The sequence below is a fragment of the Bacteroides sp. 2201st1_D9_2201SCRN_220225 genome, from assembly GCF_040928965.1.
Lineage (GTDB): Bacteria > Bacteroidota > Bacteroidia > Bacteroidales > Bacteroidaceae > Bacteroides > Bacteroides stercoris.
On record NZ_JBCODG010000006.1, the window covers coordinates 84,684 to 106,320 of the forward strand.

Annotated in this window: 15 protein-coding genes and 1 pseudogene; 13 read left to right on the forward strand and 3 right to left on the reverse strand. The window is 39.6% G+C overall.

Going from position 1 to position 21,637, the window contains the following annotated elements:
- The first annotated feature begins 1,251 nt into the window (after window positions 1–1,251).
- The 8 genes from AB5903_RS03220 to AB5903_RS03255 all read left to right on the forward strand — a co-directional run bounded on the left by AB5903_RS03220 (window position 1,252) and on the right by AB5903_RS03255 (window position 13,017).
- Window positions 1,252–1,839: an RNA polymerase sigma factor gene (locus tag AB5903_RS03220; RefSeq protein ID WP_272709944.1), complete on the forward strand. Its 588-nt coding sequence runs from the start codon at window positions 1,252–1,254 to the stop codon at window positions 1,837–1,839.
- A gap of 86 nt (window positions 1,840–1,925) precedes the next feature.
- Window positions 1,926–2,897: a FecR family protein gene (locus AB5903_RS03225; protein WP_272709945.1), complete on the forward strand. Its 972-nt coding sequence runs from the start codon at window positions 1,926–1,928 to the stop codon at window positions 2,895–2,897.
- A gap of 59 nt (window positions 2,898–2,956) precedes the next feature.
- On the forward strand, window positions 2,957–6,313 hold the full coding sequence (locus tag AB5903_RS03230; protein ID WP_272709946.1) for a TonB-dependent receptor: 3,357 nt from the start codon (window positions 2,957–2,959) through the stop codon (window positions 6,311–6,313).
- Between the two features lie 11 nt (window positions 6,314–6,324).
- The gene (locus tag AB5903_RS03235) at window positions 6,325–7,950 is read left to right on the forward strand and encodes a SusD/RagB family nutrient-binding outer membrane lipoprotein (protein WP_272709947.1); all 1,626 of its coding nucleotides are present in this window, start codon (window positions 6,325–6,327) and stop codon (window positions 7,948–7,950) included.
- Window positions 7,951–7,971: 21 nt separating this feature from the next.
- Entirely contained in the window at window positions 7,972–9,039 is a 1,068-nt protein-coding gene (locus AB5903_RS03240) for a glycoside hydrolase family 18 (RefSeq protein ID WP_272709948.1), read from the forward strand.
- An 8-nt stretch (window positions 9,040–9,047) separates the two neighbouring features.
- A complete protein-coding gene (locus tag AB5903_RS03245; RefSeq protein ID WP_272709949.1) occupies window positions 9,048–10,208 on the forward strand; it encodes a DUF1735 and LamG domain-containing protein in 1,161 nt (386 codons plus the stop codon).
- Between the two features lie 27 nt (window positions 10,209–10,235).
- Window positions 10,236–11,663: a DUF1735 domain-containing protein gene (locus tag AB5903_RS03250; protein ID WP_272709950.1), complete on the forward strand. Its 1,428-nt coding sequence runs from the start codon at window positions 10,236–10,238 to the stop codon at window positions 11,661–11,663.
- A gap of 16 nt (window positions 11,664–11,679) precedes the next feature.
- Window positions 11,680–13,017 carry a DUF4989 domain-containing protein gene (locus AB5903_RS03255; protein ID WP_272709951.1) on the forward strand — a complete coding sequence of 446 codons (1,338 nt, stop codon included), beginning with the start codon at window positions 11,680–11,682 and terminating at the stop codon, window positions 13,015–13,017.
- A gap of 184 nt (window positions 13,018–13,201) precedes the next feature.
- Here the strand turns inward: AB5903_RS03255 and AB5903_RS03260 are convergent.
- The 3 genes and pseudogenes from AB5903_RS03260 to AB5903_RS03270 form a co-directional block, all read right to left on the reverse strand.
- Window positions 13,202–14,379: pseudogene (locus tag AB5903_RS03260) on the reverse strand (IS256 family transposase).
- A 57-nt stretch (window positions 14,380–14,436) separates the two neighbouring features.
- The gene (locus AB5903_RS03265; RefSeq protein WP_368117642.1) at window positions 14,437–15,489 is read right to left on the reverse strand and encodes a restriction endonuclease subunit S; all 1,053 of its coding nucleotides are present in this window, start codon (window positions 15,487–15,489) and stop codon (window positions 14,437–14,439) included.
- Window positions 15,486–16,733, reverse strand: coding sequence for a class I SAM-dependent DNA methyltransferase (locus AB5903_RS03270; protein WP_368117643.1), 1,248 nt, complete (start codon window positions 16,731–16,733; stop codon window positions 15,486–15,488). Before AB5903_RS03270 ends, AB5903_RS03265 begins: the two co-directional genes overlap by 4 nt.
- A 372-nt stretch (window positions 16,734–17,105) precedes the next feature.
- Between AB5903_RS03270 and AB5903_RS03275 the strand changes: the two genes are divergently transcribed.
- The 5 genes from AB5903_RS03275 to AB5903_RS03295 all read left to right on the forward strand — a co-directional run.
- The gene (locus AB5903_RS03275) at window positions 17,106–18,041 is read left to right on the forward strand and encodes a helix-turn-helix domain-containing protein (protein WP_046416274.1); all 936 of its coding nucleotides are present in this window, start codon (window positions 17,106–17,108) and stop codon (window positions 18,039–18,041) included.
- 141 nt (window positions 18,042–18,182) lie between these two features.
- Complete coding sequence (locus AB5903_RS03280) at window positions 18,183–19,301, forward strand: site-specific integrase (RefSeq protein ID WP_046416273.1); 1,119 nt, start codon at window positions 18,183–18,185, stop codon at window positions 19,299–19,301.
- A 240-nt stretch (window positions 19,302–19,541) separates the two neighbouring features.
- Entirely contained in the window at window positions 19,542–20,378 is an 837-nt protein-coding gene (locus AB5903_RS03285) for a transposase (RefSeq protein WP_368117644.1), read from the forward strand.
- A 210-nt stretch (window positions 20,379–20,588) separates the two neighbouring features.
- Window positions 20,589–20,963, forward strand: a complete 375-nt coding sequence (locus AB5903_RS03290) for a helix-turn-helix domain-containing protein (protein ID WP_368117645.1) — start codon at window positions 20,589–20,591, stop codon at window positions 20,961–20,963.
- A gap of 5 nt (window positions 20,964–20,968) precedes the next feature.
- On the forward strand, window positions 20,969–21,637 hold a 669-nt coding region (locus tag AB5903_RS03295; protein ID WP_368117646.1), incomplete at its 3' end, for an AAA family ATPase.

Genomic DNA, 21,637 nt, shown 5'->3' on the forward strand with positions numbered 1-21,637 from the left:
ATACAAGAAAGACATGACAAGTACCTTTGCGACACAATTCATATCAGGCAGCCCGAATGCGGATGTGCAAACACAGGGAAGAGAAGGCCTCGTGTAAAAGGTTGATGGTTTATAAAAAGGGGGTTGCAGCGAAAAGAAAAATATGACGTGGAATGTTTTTTTCTTTTGGCTGTACAATGGGACCGGAGTGTTTTACGAAGTTCGGGAAAAGGTTTAGTTTAGTCCATTAGCCTATATATATGCTAAATCAAAGTAAACTATATTTAGGCAGACAAATTTGCCTGCCTATAAGTTTTTCCTTATCTTTGTATGAACTAAAGAATACTTGCTTTTTTCTTTTGGCTGCAGTGGTTTTTGGAAGCTCACATGCAACCATCGGACGGAAAAAAAATCTGGTGGGAAGCTGTTCAAGAAGTCCCGATTATAAGCAAGTGCAAAGAAAGAAACAGAGTGAAAACAAAAAATTGGGAAATACCTTTAATTAACGATTTTGTTTCTTGTTTGTTCCTCAATTAAAATTGCAAAAATTCCAATAAACTGATTTTTAAATCATTATATAAGCTATTTTTGAGAGATTGAATTTATTACCAATAAAACTCACTAAATACCCCTAACTGAAACTGTTTGTTTACGCAGGATTAAGCTGGAGAGAAAACTCTATTAAACTCATTTGGCAAGTGCCAAGTACTTTCTTTGGGCATAAGGCATGACGTTGTTGCAAATGATTTGTTTTATGCATAAAAAAAAACTACTTACAACATAAAATCAAATCCCTTCACATATAAATCAGTAAATAAGGGAATTTCGATTGTCGTTATAGTCAATTATTTAACGTGAGTTCGATATAACTTAAAATGACACAAGTTGCCTGTCCTTGATAAAAATCACATCAATGGCAGGCATCTTATCAAAATAGTAGGCAGCAATAGTTGAAATGATATTGGCTATAAAGTTGTTGGATGCCCTGTGTCTGGAATGTTCAATCTGTGCAATATTTTTTGTCTTATATCGGACTCACGTTAATTAAATGGGTGTAATGTTATATTGAACTCATGTTAATATCAGATTATCTGAATTTATCCTGAAACTAGTTACTAGTGTTCTTAGATATTATATATTAACTAAAAACAGTAATTATTAGCACAATTCTTTGTCTTGAATTATAATATTTGCAAAATATTACTTGTAATGATTGTGTATAAATGAAACAATGTAAAAAATTATAATTTATAAATACCTAAATCTTTAGCTATGATTGTTGAAAATAATTTACATGTAAAATTAATAAAAAAGGTAAAACAAGGTTCTTATGAAGATTTTACTCGTTTGTATTTTATTTATGCACACTTACTTTATGGTTTTATATTAAAATTAACAAAAGATCCTAATGATGCTGAAGACATTTTACAAGAAACTTTTTTGAGAATTTGGCAAACTAAAGAAAATCTTTCTTTAGAGATTTCATTTAAATCCTATCTTTATACTATTGCACACAATCTTATCATAGATTCATTTCGTAAGAAAATTGATAGTGTTGAATTTGAAGTTTATATTCAAAGTGACGCATATCAGAATTATACGGAAAATGATACAGAAAATAAAGTATATTTTGATGAATTTCTCGATAAACTAAATGAGGCTAAAAAGAAACTTAGCAGTAAGCAATTAGCTATTTTTGAGTTGAGCCGTGAAAAAGGATGTTCGATTAAAGATATTGCCGAAAAAATGGCTATTTCAGAAAAAACTGTAAAGAATCAATTGACTCTTGCATTGAAGACTTTAAAATTAGAATTATCTCCCTTGCATTATTTGTTATTAGTCTTATTATTGCATTATTAAGGAACGAATTTAAGTTTATGTTTTGTAACATATAAATTTGGTCGGGACTAGTCGGAGCTATTTGCGTATTTCTTAAAAATGGAAATATGAAAAATAATTTGCTCCAAGTTTTGTTAAGGCGGTTTTTTCATGAAAAAGTTAGTCCTGCTGAATATACAGTCCTTAAATCTGAAGTTCAAAGAGCAACGGATGAGACTATGGACTCTGTATTGGATATTTTGTGGGAAGAGCAAAACCTGCAAGTTCCGGTGATGGATGATACTGTTAAATTCAGAGTTCTTAATAATATTCGAAATCAGATAACAGACAACAGGCCTTCACATAATTTTTCTTGGGCACGAATTGCGGCTGCAATTTTGATACCGCTTCTTGTTTCGGCTGCTTCATTTTATTACTTTTCAGAAAAGTACAACAGGCAAGGGGATGTCTTTACCGTATTTGCAGAAAGAGGACAAAAGACACAAATATTCCTTCCGGATGGAACCCAAGTCTGGCTTAATTCGGATTCTTATCTTAGCTATTCTTCCGTATTCAATCGTGATAACCGTGAGGTGACTCTCAAAGGCGAGGCTTTTTTTGATGTGACCAAAGATGATGAGCATAGTTTTACTGTTAAAGCAGAAGGTATTAATGTAGTGGTACACGGTACAGCTTTCAATGTTTCTGCCTATCCGGACGAAGAAATGGCAACCGTTTCTTTGCTCAGAGGAGTTGTCACAGTGGAGAATGCTGTAGAAAGTGTACAATTAGAACCTGGGCAGCAGGTACAGATACCGAGAGACAGACAATCATGGAAACTATTTCCCTGTGATGTTGAGATGGAGTGTTTATGGACACAGAATATGCTTAGGTTTGAAAACACTCCGGCGGTAGAAGTGTTTACGAAGTTGGAAAAATGGTATGGAGTAAATATTCACGTAGAAAATTTGAATTCGTCTGTTAAATATGGATTTGTTCTGAAAAGTGAATCATTAAGAGAAATATTAGATCTAATAAATAGAATAACAGCAATTGATTACCAGATAAACGGAGAGGAGGTGAACATCAGATATAAGTGAAAATATAAATTAAAATATATATTAAATTAATCATTTCTTTTTTACTTAGTCATAATATTATGGAAAAAATAACAAAAAAGATACTTGTTAATGTCTTTTTTTTCTTATTGATATTTCAGTCTTTGAGTGCCCAAAATTCTCAAAGAATAGATTTATCTTTGAAAGAACAAACGCTTAAAGTCTTTCTTGAGATAGTCGAACAGAAGACGAATTATACATTCATGTATAATAATCTTGATTTGGAACAAAAAATATCGGTTCAAGTTAAACAAGTTACTATTGATGAATTGCTGACAAAAGCATTGCCCCCACTGCATATTAATTTTGAAATAGTCAATGATAAAATTATTTTAACAAAACCAGATCAGGTAAATAATGGTTCAACCACAGTAACAGTGAAGGGGGCTATTGTAGACAAAGCGGGTGAGCCTCTAATTGGAGTTAATATAGCTGCAATGTCCACAGGTAAGGGAACGATCAGTGATATCAATGGAGAGTTTACTGTCGAAGCAGCTAAAAATGAAATTTTGAATATATCTTATATAGGTTATATTTCACAACAAATAAAGGTCGGTACTCAATCTTCTATCCATGTAATCCTTAAAGAGGATATTCAGACTTTGGACGAAGTTGTTGTTACTGCATTGGGTATCAAGCGTGCAGAAAAGGCATTAAGCTATAATGTACAGCAGGTTAATACAGATGCGGTGACGGAACATAAAGATGCCAACTTTGTGAATGCCCTTAACGGTAAAGTGGCAGGTGTCACAATTAATGCTTCTTCATCAGGAGTCGGAGGCGTATCTAAAGTTGTAATGCGTGGAACAAAATCCATCATGCAATCTTCCAATGCATTGTACGTAGTAGACGGTGTCCCGATGTTTGCCGGTAGTAGTAAAGGTGGGGGAAAAGAATTTGATTCTCAAGGAGCTACCGAGCCTATTGCAGATATCAATCCGGATGATATTGAATCTATGTCAGTTCTGACTGGTGCCGCTGCCGCTGCGTTGTATGGTTCGGAAGCTGCCAATGGTGCTATTATCATTACGACTAAAAAAGGAAAAGTCGGTAAGGTTAGCATATCTGTAAATTCAAGTATGGAGTTCAATCAGCCTTTCGTAATGCCTCGTTTCCAAACCCGCTATGGAACCGGTGTAGGAGGAAGCTTCCTGGATGGTTCAGATCGTAGTTGGGGAGAAAAATTAACAGTGGCTAATTATCATGGCTATGATCCTAAGTCTGATTACTTCCAGACTGGTATTATCAACACGGAAAGTGTTTCTTTCTCTACCGGTACAGAAAAAAATCAAACTTATGCATCGGCTGCTGCCATCAATTCAAAAGGTATTACTCCTAATAATAAGTACAGCCGCTATAATTTCAGTGTACGCAATACCACTTCTTTCTTGAACGACAAGATGACTCTCGATATAGCCGCCAGCTATATTTTGCAAAATGACCGTAATATGGTGAACCAGGGAGAATATAATAACCCGTTAGTGGGAGCTTACCTGTATCCTCGCGGTAATGACTGGGAAGATGCGAAGTTGTACGAACTGTATGATCCGGCACGTAAAGTTTATCTTCAGAATTGGTCAATCGGTGATGCTGCAATGACGATGCAGAATCCATATTGGGTGAATTACCGCAACTTGCGTGAGAATAAGAAAGACCGTTATATGTTGAGCGCAAGTTTGAATTATAAAATATTGGATTGGCTGACTGTTTCAGGACGCGTAAGTCTGGATAATGCCAATAATGATTATACAGAGAAATTTTATGCTTCTACCAATACACAGCTTACGGAAGGCTCTTCTCGTGGTTTGTATGGTATAACCAAGACTTCGGATAAACAATTGTATGCAGATTTTTTGGTAAGTATCAATAAGGACTTTGGTGAAGACTGGAATCTGAGTGCTAATATCGGTGGATCATTTACTGATGTGCGATCAGATCAAATGACCGTCCGTGGTGGAATTGCTGATGGCAGTGATGCATTTCCGGGTGAGCAGGTCGGTTTGACCAATTATTTCGCTATTCAGAATTTGAGCCAGAAAGCCCGTCGTCTGCAAGAAGGATGGAGAGAGCAGACTCAGTCTATTTATGCTTCTGCTGAATTGGGATATAAGAGTACTTATTATTTGACACTTACCGGACGTAACGACTGGCCTTCACAATTAGCCGGACCTAATTCTACATCAAAGAGTTTCTTCTACCCGTCAGTAGGTTTGTCTGTTGTTCTTTCAGAACTGATGCCTAATTTGAATAAAGATTATTTGTCTTATCTTAAATTTCGTGGTTCGTTCGCCTCTGTCGGTTCGGCTTTTCAACGTTATCTTGCCAATCCGCGCTACGAATGGAGTACTTCTGCCAATCAATGGAGCGTACTGACTCAATATCCGATGTATTCATTGAAACCGGAACGTACTAATTCTTTTGAAATCGGTTTTAATGCTCGTTTCTTGAAATATTTTGAGTTGGATGCTACTTATTATAATGCAAAAACTGAAAATCAGACTTTTAATCCGCAACTTCCGATTAATAAATATTCAAAAATGTATATTCAAACCGGCAGCGTACGCAATCAAGGTATAGAGCTTGCTCTGAATTTTGAAAATACATGGCGTAATTTCACATGGATGAGTGGTTTGACCTATTCAATGAATAAGAACAAGATTGAATCTTTGGCGGACAATGTCATCAATCCTATAACCGGGGAGCTTTTCTCCATACCTTCACTTGATATGGGCGGGTATGCAGATTTACGTTTTATCCTGCGTGAAGGTGGTAGCATGGGAGATTTATATTCACGTACCGATTTACGTCGTGATGCTAACGGTGCTATTTATATGGATGAATCGAATAATGTATATACTCAGAAAATAGATAATCCCGATTCTTATATCAAGTTGGGAAGTGTATTGCCGAAGGGAAATCTTGCATGGCGCAACAACTTTATGTGGAAGAATTTCCATGTAGGATTCATGATTTCTGCTCGTTTGGGTGGTGTAGTATTCTCAAGAACACAGGCTGTACTTGATAAGTTTGGCGTTTCCGAGGCTTCAGCCGATGCGCGTGATAATGGTTTTGTATTGATTAATGGAAATGACAGAATTAATCCGGAGAATTGGTATACAACAGTAGGTAGTACCGCTGTGCCGCAGTATTATACTTATTCGGCTACCAACGTTCGTTTGCAGGAGGCTTCGATAGGTTATACTATTCCGAGAAAATGGCTGGCTAATATCTGTGATATCAAAGTTTCATTGATAGGTCGCAACTTGTGGATGATTTACAACAAGGCTCCTTTCGATCCGGAGGCTGTGGCATCGACAGATAATTTCTATCAGGGAATTGACAACTTCATGATGCCTTCTTTGCGTAATGTAGGTTTCAGTCTGAATTTCAAATTCTAATAAAAGTGACTATGAAAAAGATATTAAATACATTTATTTTCGCTTCATTAATGGTGGTTGTGTCATCCTGTACCGCCAAATATGAGGATATCAATTCAAACCCTTACCAACCGGGCGACTTGTCTGCCGATGACTATGCTTTGGGTTCGGCCATGAACAACCTTGCCGGTTGTGTGGTCTCTCCGGATGTCAATACGGCACAGTTTACAGATTGTTTGCTGGGTGGTCCTATGGGAGGATATTTTGCCGATTCCAAAGCATCATGGGAACGTACGATTTCGAACTTTAATCCTGAAGATGGTTGGACAAATGTTTTTCTGAAAAGTGATAAGGTGCTTCCGGTACTTTATTCCAACTTGAATATTGTAGAGGTGGTATCACAAAATACGAACAATCCGGTTCCTTTGGCTATTGCGACAATTATAAAGGTTGCAGCCATGCATCGTATTGCGGATGCTTACGGACCGATTCCGTATTCTAAAATAGGGGCGGATGGTTCTTTGACAACTCCGTATGATTCGGAACAGGAAGTTTATAATAAATTCTTTGAAGAACTGAATCATTCTATCGGTGTGTTGAATGAGCACCCGAATGACCGTTTGACAGCTTCGGCTGACTATATTTATCAGGGTGATGTGAAAAAATGGATTCGTTTTGCCAATTCGCTTAAACTTCGTCTGGCTATTCGCATAGCCAATGTTGACAAGGTGACAGCACAGAAGATGGCGGAAGAAGCTGTTGACCCCCAAAACGGTGGTGTGATCGAACAGAATACGGATAATGCGGCATGGAGTTATTTCTCCGGTTCTGTGAATAACCCTATTTATGTGGCTAAGGAATACAATCATGTCAGTGCTCACGAAGAAGATAATAGCGCCTGTTTGACAGGTGGAGATACACATGCAGCAGCCGATATTATCTGCTATATGAATGGTTATGAAGATGCTCGGAGGGAAAAATACTTTGTCAAGTCGGAATGGAAAGGATATGAGTATGTCGGATTGCGTAGAGGTATTATTATCCCGGTGCTTGAAACTACCGGACACAAATATTCTGGAATTAATATTAAGCCGAATGATCCGTTATATTGGATGAATGCTGCGGAAGTCGCTTTCCTGCGTGCAGAAGCAGCGGCTGTCTATAATTTCAATATGGGAGGTGAAGCCGGTGAGTTTTACAATACCGGTATTCGCTTGTCATTCGAACAGTGGGGAGCGGACGGAGCAGAGGAATATCTGAATAACGAGACTTTACGCCCTGAAACTTATGTAGATCCGGACGGAAAGAATTCTTATGACAGAGACTTGTCCAGAATCACAGTGAAATGGGATAATGCTGCTTCACCAGAAGAAAAACTGGAGCGTATTATCATTCAGAAATGGATCGCTAACTGGCAGTTGGGTAATGAGGCATGGGCGGATTACCGTCGTACCGGCTATCCGCACTTGATTCCTGCTACTACGGCCGGTAATAAGAGCGGTGGTATCGTCGACTCGGAAAGAGGTGCGCGGCGTATTCCTTATCCAGCATCGGAATATGGAGATAATCCTGTAAATATAAATTATGCCGTGACTACTTATTTGGGTGGCCGGGATGATATGGGACGCGATCTCTGGTGGGCTAAAAAAACAAAGTAATACATAAAGTAGATAATGTTTATGAAAAATACATTTGAATATAGCGGACTGTGTGTTGCGATATGCATGACTATGTCACTCTCATTCTGTTCTTGTGAGGACTGGACGGATGTGGAGAGCTTGGATATACATACTCCTTCGCTTGAAGAACAAAATCCTCAATTATACGCTGATTATCTGAAAGATCTAAATATTTATAAAGCAAGTGAGCATAAATTGACTATAGTATCTGTGGAGAATGTGGCAGACCCTTCCAAACAGGCCGAAAGATTGTCCGCTTTGCCTGACAGTATTGATTATATCAGTTTGAATAATCCGGATAAATTGTCCGGAAATATGCTGGACGAAATAAGAATAGTCAGAGAGAAAGGTACGAAGGTGGTGTATGGTATTGATTTTTCCAAATTTGAGGAAGAATGGAAGGAGATGAAGAAAGCTAATCCTGACTTGACGGAAGAAGAAGCGCGGGCGTATTTGGACAAACGTACGGATGAGATGCTTTCTTTGGCTGGTAATTATGATGGTATTATTGCTGATTATACCGGTCGTTCTTTGGTTAGCCTGAAAGGTGAGGAGCTTGAGGTATATACATCTCGTCAGACAAACTTTTTGAACAAACTGAAAGAGTGGAAGCAAGCATCCAATAAGTCGTTGCTCTTTTATACTAATGTGCAATATCTTACTGCTGAAAATCAGGGAATAATAGGGTTGGCTGATTACATTATTCTTAAAACAGCTTTGTCAACAAATGGTGATGATTTAAGTGTCAAGGCATTATTGGCTGTTCAGGCAGGAGAAGATGCGAAAGAACTGTATGAAGGGATAAATCCTGTTCCTGCTGACCGTTTTATTGCGTGTGTTCAATTGCCGCAGCCGGATGACAAGAATCAGGTGATAGGATATTGGAATACAGTTAACTCTGAAGGGAATAAAACTTTAGCTACTCAGGGAGCCGCATGGTGGAATGTGCAGGCGTCAACTGGATTTGAAAGAAAAGGAATGTTTGTTATGAATGTACAAGATGATTATTATAATAATACGTTCTCTTCAATTCGTGAGGTTATTAGTATAATGAACCCGTCAAAATAAAAGAAGATATGAAATTACATAAGTATATGTTTGCTTCCCTTTCTTTTTGCTCATTAGTATTGGGAAGTTGCCAAAATAATGATATTGATGATGAACACCATTATGATAATAAGGTGTTTGTCACTTCCCAGCAAGTTAGGGATGATTTGTTGATTAAAGAGACTGTTTCGGAAGCTACCCGGTCCATATCTTATCGATTGGCTGAGCCGTTGGATAGAGAAGTGAATATTTCTTTTGATGCTGCTCCGCAATTGACTGCTGCTTATAATTTGGCTTTTAATGATAGTGCTCAGGTTTTGGCTGCCGATTATTATGAGATTCCGGTTAAGTCGGTTACGATTAAAGCAGGAGATATCAGTAGTGATGATGTTGTTGTTAACTTTAAAAACACAAACAAGTTGGACAAGTCAAGGCGCTATGTGTTACCGGTTACAATAACGGATGCGGATATTGAGGTACTTGATAGTAAAAGAACTGCTTATTTTATATTCAAGGGTGCGGCATTGATCAATGTGGTAGCTAATATTGAGAAAATGTATTTCCCTATTAAATGGAAATCAAATGTGAATTCTTTGCAAACAGTAACTGTAGAAGCTTTGGTAAGAAGCAAGGATTGGGTTGCAGGACGTGACAATGCATTGAGTACTGTATTTGGAGTTGAAGGTACATTCTTGCTTCGTATTGGAGACGCTGACCGTCCTCGTGATCAATTTCAATGTGTAGCTCCGGGGGGAAATTTCCCAAATCCGAATGCAGTACCAGGTCTGTCGGTTAATGAATGGGTACATTTGGCTGTAGTTTATGATGCAACAACAGGTGAACGCATTTACTATAAAGATGGAGTGAAGGTGTATGCTGATACCAATGCACGAGGAAGTGTCAATTTGAGTGGAAGTAATGGTTGCTATATTGGTAAAGCTTGGGATGATTCTCGCTGGTTGCCAGGTGAAATATCTGAGGTACGTGTTTGGAATATTCAACGTAGTGCTGAGGAAATAGCAAAAAATCCTTATGAAGTAGATCCGCATTCTTCAGGATTGGTAGCATATTGGAAGTTTAACGAAGGAACTGGAAGTGATATAAAGGATCATACAGGAAATGGTAACAACATCAGTGCTGTAGATGGTACTCCGACATGGGTAAATGTTGAACTTCCGCAAATAAAATAATAACAAACTTAATATATGATTGTACATATGAAACGAAAAGATATATATACGTTATTGTTTGGTATTTTGTGTTGTGCAGGAACATCATTATGTTTTTCTTGTGCTGATGATTTAGAGATTGGAAAACAGTTTGATGAATCATCATTAAACAGTATTTATGAGAACCGTGTCTTTTTGGCAGATGGTTTGTCAGGCAGAGTAAGTAATGTTGTAGAATTGTATGTTGAGCAATATTCGACTACAGTGAGTATGTTTTTATCAAAAAATGCGTCAACTTCAACTTCAGCCAAAGTTATGATTGATGAAACATATTTGAAGACGTATAATGAATTGCACAATACTTCGTTTGAAATGTTACCGGCAGACATTGTAACTTTGGGTAATGAAGGTATTATGAAAGTGGCAGAAAAAGGTAAGCAGTTGGATGTTGAATTGACTTTTCATGTGGAGAACCAGTTAGAAGCAGGCAAGACTTATGCATTGCCGTTGGCTATTGCTGACAACAGTTCTGATATTATGATTAAGGATGAAGAAAACCGTCATTGCGTTTATTTGGTGAAAGATATGCGTGCTTTTGGAGATGCTTTTAAAGGAGAAGACAAACCAAAAGGATTTTTATTTTTTGAAGTAAATGACGTAAATCCATTGAATGCTTTCTCTTTTCAATTGGAAAATGGTAAATACTTGTGGGACGTTGTTGTCTTGTTTGCAGCTAATATCAACTACGATGCTGAAGCAGGCCGTCCATATGTAAAATGTAATCCGAATGTACAATATCTGTTAGATAACAATGAAACCTTATTGCAACCTTTGCGTAAGCGCGGAATTAAAGTATTGTTAGGTTTGCTTGGCAATCACGATATGGCCGGATTGGCACAACTTTCTAAGCAAGGAGCAAAAGATTTTGCGCGTGAGGTGGCCCAATATTGCTATGCTTATAATTTGGATGGAGTTAACTATGATGATGAATATTCGGGTATGCCGGATATAGACAATCCATCATTTGTATATCCTTCAACGGAAGCTGCTGCACGTTTATGTTATGAAACGAAGCAAGCAATGCCTGATAAACTCGTAACTGTGTTTGACTATGGACAAATGTATGGAGTGGATAGTGTAGATGGCGTTGACGCAGATGAGTGGATTGACATTGTTGTGCCTAACTATGGGGGGACAGCCTATCCTATTGGTAATATGTCTAAAAGGAAATGCGCCGGTTTAGCCATGGAATTTAATTTAGGCGTAGGTAGTAACTTGAGTTCTCAGACTGTGAAACACTTGTTAGCAGGTAATTATGGCTGGTATATGGGATTTGCTCCATTCCCTGATCGGTATAATTCTATTTTTAGACGATTGAGTGGAGCAGAAGAACTGTATGGTTCACGGTTAAAAGAACCAACAATCTTTTATAAGAAAAACGATCCTAATCCGTCCAATTATCCAGATGATCTGTAAATAAAAAATATATATCATGAAAATACAAAATATATTAATAATAGGAGTCTTGGGTATGGTTACATTACACTCATGCCAAGATGATGAAGTCCTTGATTTGAAAGATTTCCCGATAAATAGAGCTGAAATTATAATGCAGGATGGCGATAATTTGCCTGCAAAACTTTTTGCATCATATCAAAGTGATGGTACTTTGGCATTGAATGGTATCTTGGCAAGAACTTACATATATCGTTTTAAAGCTTCATCTGAAGAAATAAAAGTAAATTTTACACCAATTTGCACTAATATAGCTAGTGATAAGGTACAATTGAGTACTGATAATATTACATTAACTCCAGGTGAAACAGATGCGGTGGTTACAGTATCGTTGACTGATGATGATTTTAGTTTTGCAGCTTCGAATTTTAAATCAGAAATTTATGAATTGGGGGTAGCAGCTGTGGCTCAAGGTTATAATATTGTTTCAGAACCTCAAGAAAATAAGTTGATTATTGAAAAGGAAGCGTATCAAGTACATGCTTCTTTTAAATGTAATACTAGTATTACATTTAATCGTACGTTAGCTGCTGGTGATATATTAGAATCAGAACCCATGAAATATACTTTTTCGGTAGTTTTAGATAAACCTGCTCAGAAAGATATTTCTTTGTCTGTTATTACAGAAGGTTTAGATGAAAAGTACTTAGATTTAATATCATTAATTCCTGAGCAGATTATAATACCTGCGGGTGAAATGTCTTCGAAAGAGATTTCCTGGACTATAAGTAATGATCTTTTAAAAGAGAATGCTCTTCCTGCTGCATTCGATTTAGTATTAAGGTTAAAAGCTTACTCAGAAGATGAAACAGTTCAGTCTGAATCTGCAAATTGGGTAGCTATTGGTATTAATAAAAAAGTAGTCAATGTGGGGGTTGTTGATGGTGTGTTGGATTCTTGGTCAGAAATAGCTAAACAGTCTTGTTCTGTTTCTTCTATAACAGGGTTTACTTCAGGTGATGCAAAATGTTTATTAGATGGAAAAACTAGTCCTGGTACTGGTATGGTAGCATGCTATACATGGAATTTGCCTGCAACTATAGTTCTTGATTTGAATGATACAAGAATTGTGCAAGGTATAAAGTTGGACTATTCTGATTTTTATGGTTCTCCGACATGTGCAAATGATTTAACTGTTTATACTTCTAGGGATGGCAGTAAATGGTTGGAAGAGGCTAATGTTATGGATTTACCAAGTACTCTAAAGCATGTATTACGTTTTTATAATCCGATAAGTACACGATATGTAAAGGTACAATTCAATAGTAGTACTAACTCCCTTTTGGGTGTAACAGAGTTTACAACATTTGAGTAATAGTGTGTATTTGATTTAGTCAATATAGATTTGACGCTAATCGAATTAAGAAAGTGTATAAAATTTTTTGTTTGAGACTCTGTCCAAAATTTTGTGTAAATGGAAACAGGATTCAGCTGTAAGTTTATTCTTATATCTGGATTCTGTTTTCAAACATAAGCATAAATTGATTCATAATCAAGCCCTAGTTTGAAATAGGCATTGCCCATTTCTTTTCAATCTCCATAAGCGAAAGATATACGGTCTTTTTTACGGTATCGTCCGAAGGGAATGAAAGCTTTGATTTCGTGTACTTTCTGATTTTTCCGTTCAGATTTTCAATGAGATTGGTTGTGTAAATTATTTTTCTGATTTCCAGCGGGAACTGGAAGAAAACAGTCTGGTCATCCCAATTGTTCCTCCATGAAAGTATGGCGTATGGATACTTTCCTTCCCATTCCTTTTCCTGGTTGTCAAGTTCTGCGGCAGCAACTTCCTTGTTGGGTGCATTGTAGATATTCTTCATGTCTGCCGTAAACTCTTTCTTATCCTTATAAATGACATATTTACAAGAGTTTCTAATCAGATGTACCACACTGATTTGAGTGGAAGACTGAGGAAATACGGCACGTATGGTGTCGGTAAACCCGTTCAGGTTGTCAGTGCAGGTAATCAGTATGTCCTGCACTCCGCGGGCTTTCAAATCTGTCAGGCCCCTCATCTAGAATGAAGAACTTTCTGATTTTCCCACTCACATGCCAAAGACTTCTTTCAAATCGTTCTGTTTCAAATCGATACAGAGATGGACAGTCTTGTTTATGATCTTACCGTTATCCCATACCTTAAAGACAATACCGTTCATCCAGACTATCAGGTAAACAGGATCAAGGGGACGGTTCTGCCACTCCTGGGCAGCCTGATTGACTTTGTTGGTAATGATGGAAATGGCAGGTGTAGAGAGCTCTATTTTATAAATTTCACGCATCTCTTTCTCTATATCAGAAACGCTCATTCCTTTGGCGTATAGGGATATAACGAGCTTTTCTATGGAAAGTTCACGGCTTTCGTGTTTGGGCACTGTTATCGGCTCAAACTGGCCGTTACGGTCACGTGGAATAGAAATAACAGACTCTCCATGTTCGGTCTGGATTTTCTTCGGATAACTGCCATTCCGGGAGTTGCCAGTATTGTTCCCTGTCACAGAATTCTTTTCATAGCCCAAATGGGCATCCATTTCGCCTTTAAGCATCTTCTCCAGCACCTGGGCATGCAACTGTTTCAGAAACTTGCTCACATCAGTTCTGTCTTGAACTGGCTAAGGAACTTCTTGCTTAGCACCTCATCGGGCACTACTTGATTCTTTTCTTTCATAATCTTCTTCATTTTGTAAATCTGATAAATAAAAAATACGAGGCTCAAACTTGAATCCCGTATTTTCATTTACACAAAATATTTTATAGTTCCTTTTAAAGTAAAAATCGGAGAAGATGAAATACTTTCTTTGATAGAAAGCATAGAGGTTTTCATATAGTTCCAATCAGGTTTTCCATAACCATCTATTGGGAGTTTAATTGTTTCTCTCTTTAGCAAATTAGGGAATAATCCATTACTGTAAGAATACTTTCCGACTATAGTTTGAAGACAGGCTATCATAAACAGGCAAGATTCCTTGGGAATGCCACGTGTGTCTATGTAATAAATATCCCTTCCGGAACACCACTCTTCTTCTTGATAAAAAAACGTGGCATTTTCTGAACCGAAAGAAATGACACCATCGGGCGAAGTCACAATGCTGTTATTTTTAGAGACCCTATATTTTATTCCGTTATCGAATTTCGAACGAACTACATAAGGGATGCCATTCGGGTTTTCTTTTACTTCGTATGTATGATATACTTTGGGCTTATAGATTTCAAATAAATCGCCAACCATGAATGTATCCCATTTGCTTATGTTTAAGGACTTTTTGCCCCCCCCTATAACTTTTATTAACTTATCAAGGGAGGCTTTCGTTCGTTTCTTTACGGCTTTCATATATTGTTCCATATATCCCCAATCAGGCTCGCCGTAACAGTTTGCTGGCAATTTGATTGTTTGAGCAAGAAGTTTATCCTTTGTTACAGCATCGCCCCAATTATACTTGGTCTGCAATGAACATTTTAAGACAGTGATAACAAATAAGTACACAAGTTCATTGCCGCAATTTTTGCAATAAAGCACAATGTTATGGCTATCATTTGAAACAAAATCGTCTTTTTGATATGTCAATGTAAATGTCTTACCACCAATTAAAATACAATCACCTTTGATGATATCATATTTACTCGCATCTATATAGGCAGCAACACCATTATTGACACCGCTTGCTGTAACAAAGGGGGTACTACCTGAATCATCTATTACGTCTCTATTCAAAATATTGCCTGTATTTTTTGCATCAAAATAGACATCAATCAAGAAATCTTTCCACTCTTTTACGCTCATCTTGCTCATACCTTTGCATGTTTTGGGAATTCTATTACCACAGCGTCATTATTCTCTTTTATAGTACTGCCGTACAATACGGATTTTATAATTTTTTCATTGAAATCTTTCACATCTATCCCATGTTTGAACATCTCGTAGTCCATCATTGTTTTGACGAAATCTTCTTCAAATATCTCAAAAGGGGCAGTGGGCATCTGGTACGAAAGATGTTCTAAGGGATTGATTATTTGACGTGTATTATACAAAACATCTACTCCATCTCTGATGGCTGCAATCCAATAGTCCTCTTTTTCTTGCCAGCGGTTTTTGATGTCTTGCCGTCCTTGATTTTTCACTGTTTCTAATCCGTCTTCTTCAATGTAATAGCCTATAATGTTACGTCCGTTTTGTGGTTTCCCTGCTTCAAAGGCGAAGATGGAAGTTGTCACTCCAACACCGAAAAACAGATTTTCGGGTAATTTGATAATAGTTGTGAGTGTATTGTTCTTTAAAAGTTTGTTACCATATTTTTTGTCAGCATAATCTTTTTCCAATTTCTTATCGGGTAGAATGAAAGCACATTTCGTTCCAATAGGTACAGATTTCAATACATTTTCAACAATCTTCAAGCATCCGTATTTTCGTTCGTATGGAGGGTTCATTAGTACTTTTGTTATTTTCTTGCTCTTAATCCATTCGCAAGCCTCTTCCGTTCGAGTATCCAGTTGTTCTAGGTTCGTTTTCCCGTCTTTGTGAATGAGCATGTTGGCACAGGCAAGCGCAAAAATTTCTCTGTCAAATTCGATTCCAAACAATTGGCTTGATTTTATTGCCATTGCTTCCGAAGTGTTTACGCCACCGGCTTCTTTCACCATATTACACATTGCCTTCACAAGAAAAGCTCCAGAACCACATGTGGCGTCAAGTACTCGGTCATGTTGGTTTACTTCTATGAGCCTATACATGAAAGACGTAATATGGTCAGGCGTGAACACCTGTCCGCTTTCCGACTTTTTCTTGTAACGGTTAAACTCGTTGAAGAATATGCCCATTACATCTTCACCATTCCAATAATCGGAATTAACGCAATCGGAAATTTCAGAAACCCATGTTATGAAGTTGTCTATTGCCTCTTGGTTGTTTGTCATGTTCATCTTTATTTCTGAATAAACTTCAACAAGGAGGTCTAGTTTCAAGTTCTGTTTCCTGTCTTTCTCAAGCGACTTAGACAAAGTATTCAGTATGGAGGAGGTCATTAAAGAATATTCCATTCCTTTTTCTATAATTGTATTTAGAACGCCATAACAACCAAAAATAACAAGAAACATCCAAACATAAATCTTTAATTGTCAAGCTATTCTGAAAATTAACACTTCCCGGATGCTTTTTGATGCTTCCCAAATTTCCACATATTTTTGAGACATATTTCTGACGTGGAGAATTTGCGGAGCTTATTTTTTGTCACATCATGCAAGGAGTTGACAAGGGCTTACAACCGTTTACGATAAGCGACAACAACCGCCCCGATATGCAGCGACAATCACATCGTGCAGAAAGGCGACAACAGTTGACTTCCGTTTACACCCGTTCACCATTTCAGAGATATACGAGTGAAGAAATGAACACGTAAACGATAAAGCAGTATGAAAGCAACCAAGAAATGCCAATTTTGCGGCAAACCGTTTGTAACCCGAAGTGGTATGCAAAGGTATTGCAGCGAGGCTTGTCAGGCGGAAGCCAAGCGAGCCAGAACGGTACAGAAGAACAACCTCTTCAAAGTCGCCCGACCACTCATGGAGATACAGCATCAGGAGTATCTCACCTTTTCCAAAGCTGCCACGCTCATGGGCTGTTCCCGGCAGTACGTTTATAAACTTGTAGCCCTCGGCAAGCTGAAAGCCTCACGTATCAGCAGCCGCATGGCATTTATCCGCAAGGCAGACATCGAGCGGATGCTGGAGGGCAACCCGTATCATCGTGTTTTACCCGGCAGTACCTCCGCATCGAGAAAGCCAGCTCCATCTTCCTTGCCTGCCAAAAAAGAAAAAAGGGAAAAGGAAACCGATGAGGTGCCGGACTTCTATTCGGGCGAAGAGGTGATGACCCTTTATAAGGTCAAGCAGTCTTGGCTCTATACCACCGCCAAGCGCAACCGCATCCCCATCTGCCGCATCGCAGGAAAGAACTATTACAGCAAGAAGCATATTGACGATTTTTTCGGTGTGTCAGTTGATATAAGTAGGATTACCGACTGGCTCCTGACAGAAGAAGCGGAAGAATTGTTCGGCATGAAGCCCTCCGCACTCCGGGCATACGTCTATCGTCACAAGATACCCACCAAAAGAGAATACGGGCGCACCTATTATTCCAAATCCCATCTGGACGAGCTGCGCAGAACCGACCTTGTAAATGATGAACGCTACTATACCGTGGAACAGGTAAAGCAGATTTACGGGCTTTCCTCCGCCAACATCTGCCATATCGTCAAGGTAAAGCACATCGAAAAGATAAAGGTCGGTGTAAAGAACCTGCTTTTGCGCTCCGATGTGGAGCGTGTCATGGCAGAGAGGAACAAGTAACCGTGAACAACCTACATTACCGGAAAATTATTTCAGAATGATTGTCCGTGAGGTTTCTCACGGTTGTTTCACGTTGTTTCTTTGCCATCGAAAAGTTCGGGAAACACCCACAAACGTATTATCAATTAAAACAGTATCCATATGAGCAAATGCAAAACAGTGACCTTGCGCAAGCGCAAGATTAAGAACGGGACACAGTATTCATTGTGTCTGGACTATTATCCGGGCTACCGTGACAACACCACCATGAAAGTGATTACACGTGAAGCTCTGGGGATCTACATCTTCGCCAAACCTGCCAACCAGCAGGAGCGTGATTTCAACGCACGCATGATGAAAAAAGCGGAGATACTGCGTAACCGGCGTTACGAAGCCATCTTCAATGAGAACAATGGTTTCTTTGACAAAGCCAAGATGAAAGGCGATTTCCTTGCCTACTTCAAGGCATTGGCAGACAGGAAGAATATCAAGTGGCGACACGTCTATAAACATTTCGAGCGGTTTGTGAACGGCAAATGTACCTTTGAGGAAGTGGACGTGGACTTGTGCCGCAAGTTCATGGAGTATCTGCTTGGAGCTCCGCAGTCGATACATACCAACCAAAAGCTGCATATAAATTCCGCAGCAGGGTACTGGTCTGCTTTCCGTGCCGTTCTCCACACCGCCTACCGTGACAGGAAGATAAAGGAGAATCCCAACGGTTTCTTAGACCGTATCGAGAGCATTCCTACCATGAGGGAACATCTGAGCCAAGAGGAACTGATAAGGCTTGCCGAAACCCCATGCGAAGAAGAGGTCTTAAAAAGGGCGTTCCTTTTCGGTTGCCTGACCGGACTGAGGAAGAGCGACATCAAGCAACTCACTTGGCAACAGATACAACCGTACACTAACGGCAAGATGTTCGTAACCACCCGTATGCAGAAGACAAAACAGATTGTACACAACCCCATCAGCGATGAAGCCTACGGGCTGCTTGGGGAACGGTGCGAGGGGCTTATCTTTGACGGTTTCAAGGACAAGATGCTGCAAGGACCGCTGAAACGGTGGCTCTTGGCGGCAGGGATAACCAAGAAGATAACCTTTCACTGCACACGGCACTCATTCGGAAGCCTGCACGTGGAAATGGGTACGGACATGGCTGTCATTCAAGCCTATCTGGGACACAAGAACATTACCACCACACAGATTTATTCCAAGATGGCAGCGCGGCAGATGTGTGAGGTCGTGGATAAGATAACCCTGAAACGCAAGAAGGCATAAGGCGGTCTCAAGCCATGAATTGTTCACAGGGAGCGGTTATTGCGTGGAGCTTTAACCGCTCCCTATATTTTTGACGGTAGCCAATAAGTCCTTAAAGTATGATAATCGAGTATGAATTCGGACTTTTGGTGAAAAACATTGAAAAAGAAACCACTGACAAAGGATAATGAGTAATAATTGAAAGAAGACTATTAAATTTGCGAGAACAGTAACAAGTAATAACCGAATAAGACAAAGAATATGGAACCGTCCGTAAAAGACAAATATATCATTTTAGGATTTGTCGGCTTTGCCATCCTCCTAATATCTTCCATAGCGACACTGATTGTCGCTGAGAAATTCAATCAGGACAACTTTGTCAGGCTGATAGTTTTTGTATGCGGCAACCTTTTAGGCTGGCTGCTCTATTTCTCCTTCCAGACAGTCATCTTCGATACATACGAAATCTACAAAATAAAGTTCGGCAAGAAAAAGACACTTGCCGAAACCATAAAGGGACGGGAAGAACTGCCTCAAAGTACACTTGAACCGACAGCGGCACTAAAACCGATGCCGACAAACGGAGAAGCCCCCGCTGGCACAGAGCCGCCGATAAAACTTTCCATCGCTCCGGAACTTCACGAGAAGAACCGTGCCGACTATGAGGACAGGGAAAAACAAGAAAAGGAAGAGCGTATCCGCATGGTCATGGAGTATATTCATTTCTACATGCCCCGTATCGCTGACGAAGAGACTGTGAACCATATCTGCAAAGAGGTGAACAGTTGGATGAACCTTCACACTTACAAGCCGAAGCCGATAACAAGACGGTTGACGAAAGAGATTACCAATATCCCACTCCGCCATTTCGTGTGGAATATCTCCGAGCGCTTCATGTACAAGAAATATTATAATGGGGACAACCGTGCCCGTTTCATCAAAGCCCTTTTCCCACATGAATTTGCTGATACGGATATAGCGACCATCAAGAACTTCAAGGTAGAACCGTTGAAGACACTTATTCCGATTGACGAACCCGAAAACGGCAATCTGGATTTCCATTATCCTGCGGATTATGTACGGGAGAAGCAGATTTAAGCCTGTTTTAGAGAAATCACGATAATAACGACAAACATCCGACAACTCATAATCTGCTGTTTTACAATGTTTCCTGAATAACTTTACCCGTCATTTGCGGTTGGGCATCGTTATTCGGGAATTATTTTGCAATGACCTGTCGTGGAGATATTCACGGTTATATCATTGTTGTCCTTTGCGCCAAGTCTTACAAAAGAGACGAGCGCAAAAATGGAAAAAACAATTCTTACATTCAATGACCTCCCCGAGGTTGTGGCTCAACTTCGAGACGAGGTGATGAGCCTTAGAAGCCTGCTCACCGAGCAGCACAGTGTAAACAATGCAAAGGCAGTGGACAGCCATGTCCCCATGTCCGTGGACGAAGCGGCAGAGTATCTGGGTATTCCAAAAGGTACGCTCTACATGAAACTTTCGGAAGGAAGCATTCCTGCCACCAAGCCCGGAAAACGCTACTGCCTCTACCGTGACGAGCTTGACAAGTGGCTGGAATCCTCCCGGAAGAATCCCGTTCCGTTATCCGATGAGGAACTGGGCGAGTCCTTATCCTCTTCCCACCGCCGCAAACCCAATCCCCGTAACTGGTAAATGTCATGGAAGAGGACAAGAACTATATCAGCCTGATACATGGCGACCTTACAAGGGCTGCCCAAGTGCAGGACGGTATGCCGGAGAGTATCGGTGTGATGAGTATCAAGACCGCCAACAGGACTGTACTCGAAGCATCGCTGTTGCCCACGCCCCGTGCGTTGTGGGACAGTTTCTGGTACGAGGGGGAACTATCCTGCCTCTTTGCCGATTCCAATGTGGGCAAGTCCATCCTTGCCGTACAGATAGCTGACCGCATCGCACGGACTGACAATGTACTGTATCTGGACTTCGAGCTGTCCGACAAACAATTCCAGCTCCGCTATACCGATGAATACGGATACCTCTACACCTTTCCGGAAAAGTTGTATCGGGTATCTCTTGAGTGCAATTCGCTGTTGGAAGCAGACTTTGAAGAGGCGATTATCGGCAGCATCGAGCAGATGGCGTTGCAAACCCGCTGTAAGATTTTCATCGTGGACAACCTTACCTACCTGTGCTGTGCAATGGAAAAGGGCGATGCCGCCGGACGGCTGATGATACAACTCAACAACCTCAAAAAGAGGTATGACCTGTCTATGCTTGTCTTGGCGCATACCCCCAAACGCTCTTTGGATTGTCCCATCACATCCAATGACCTTGCAGGAAGCAAACGGCTCTACAACTTCTTTGAC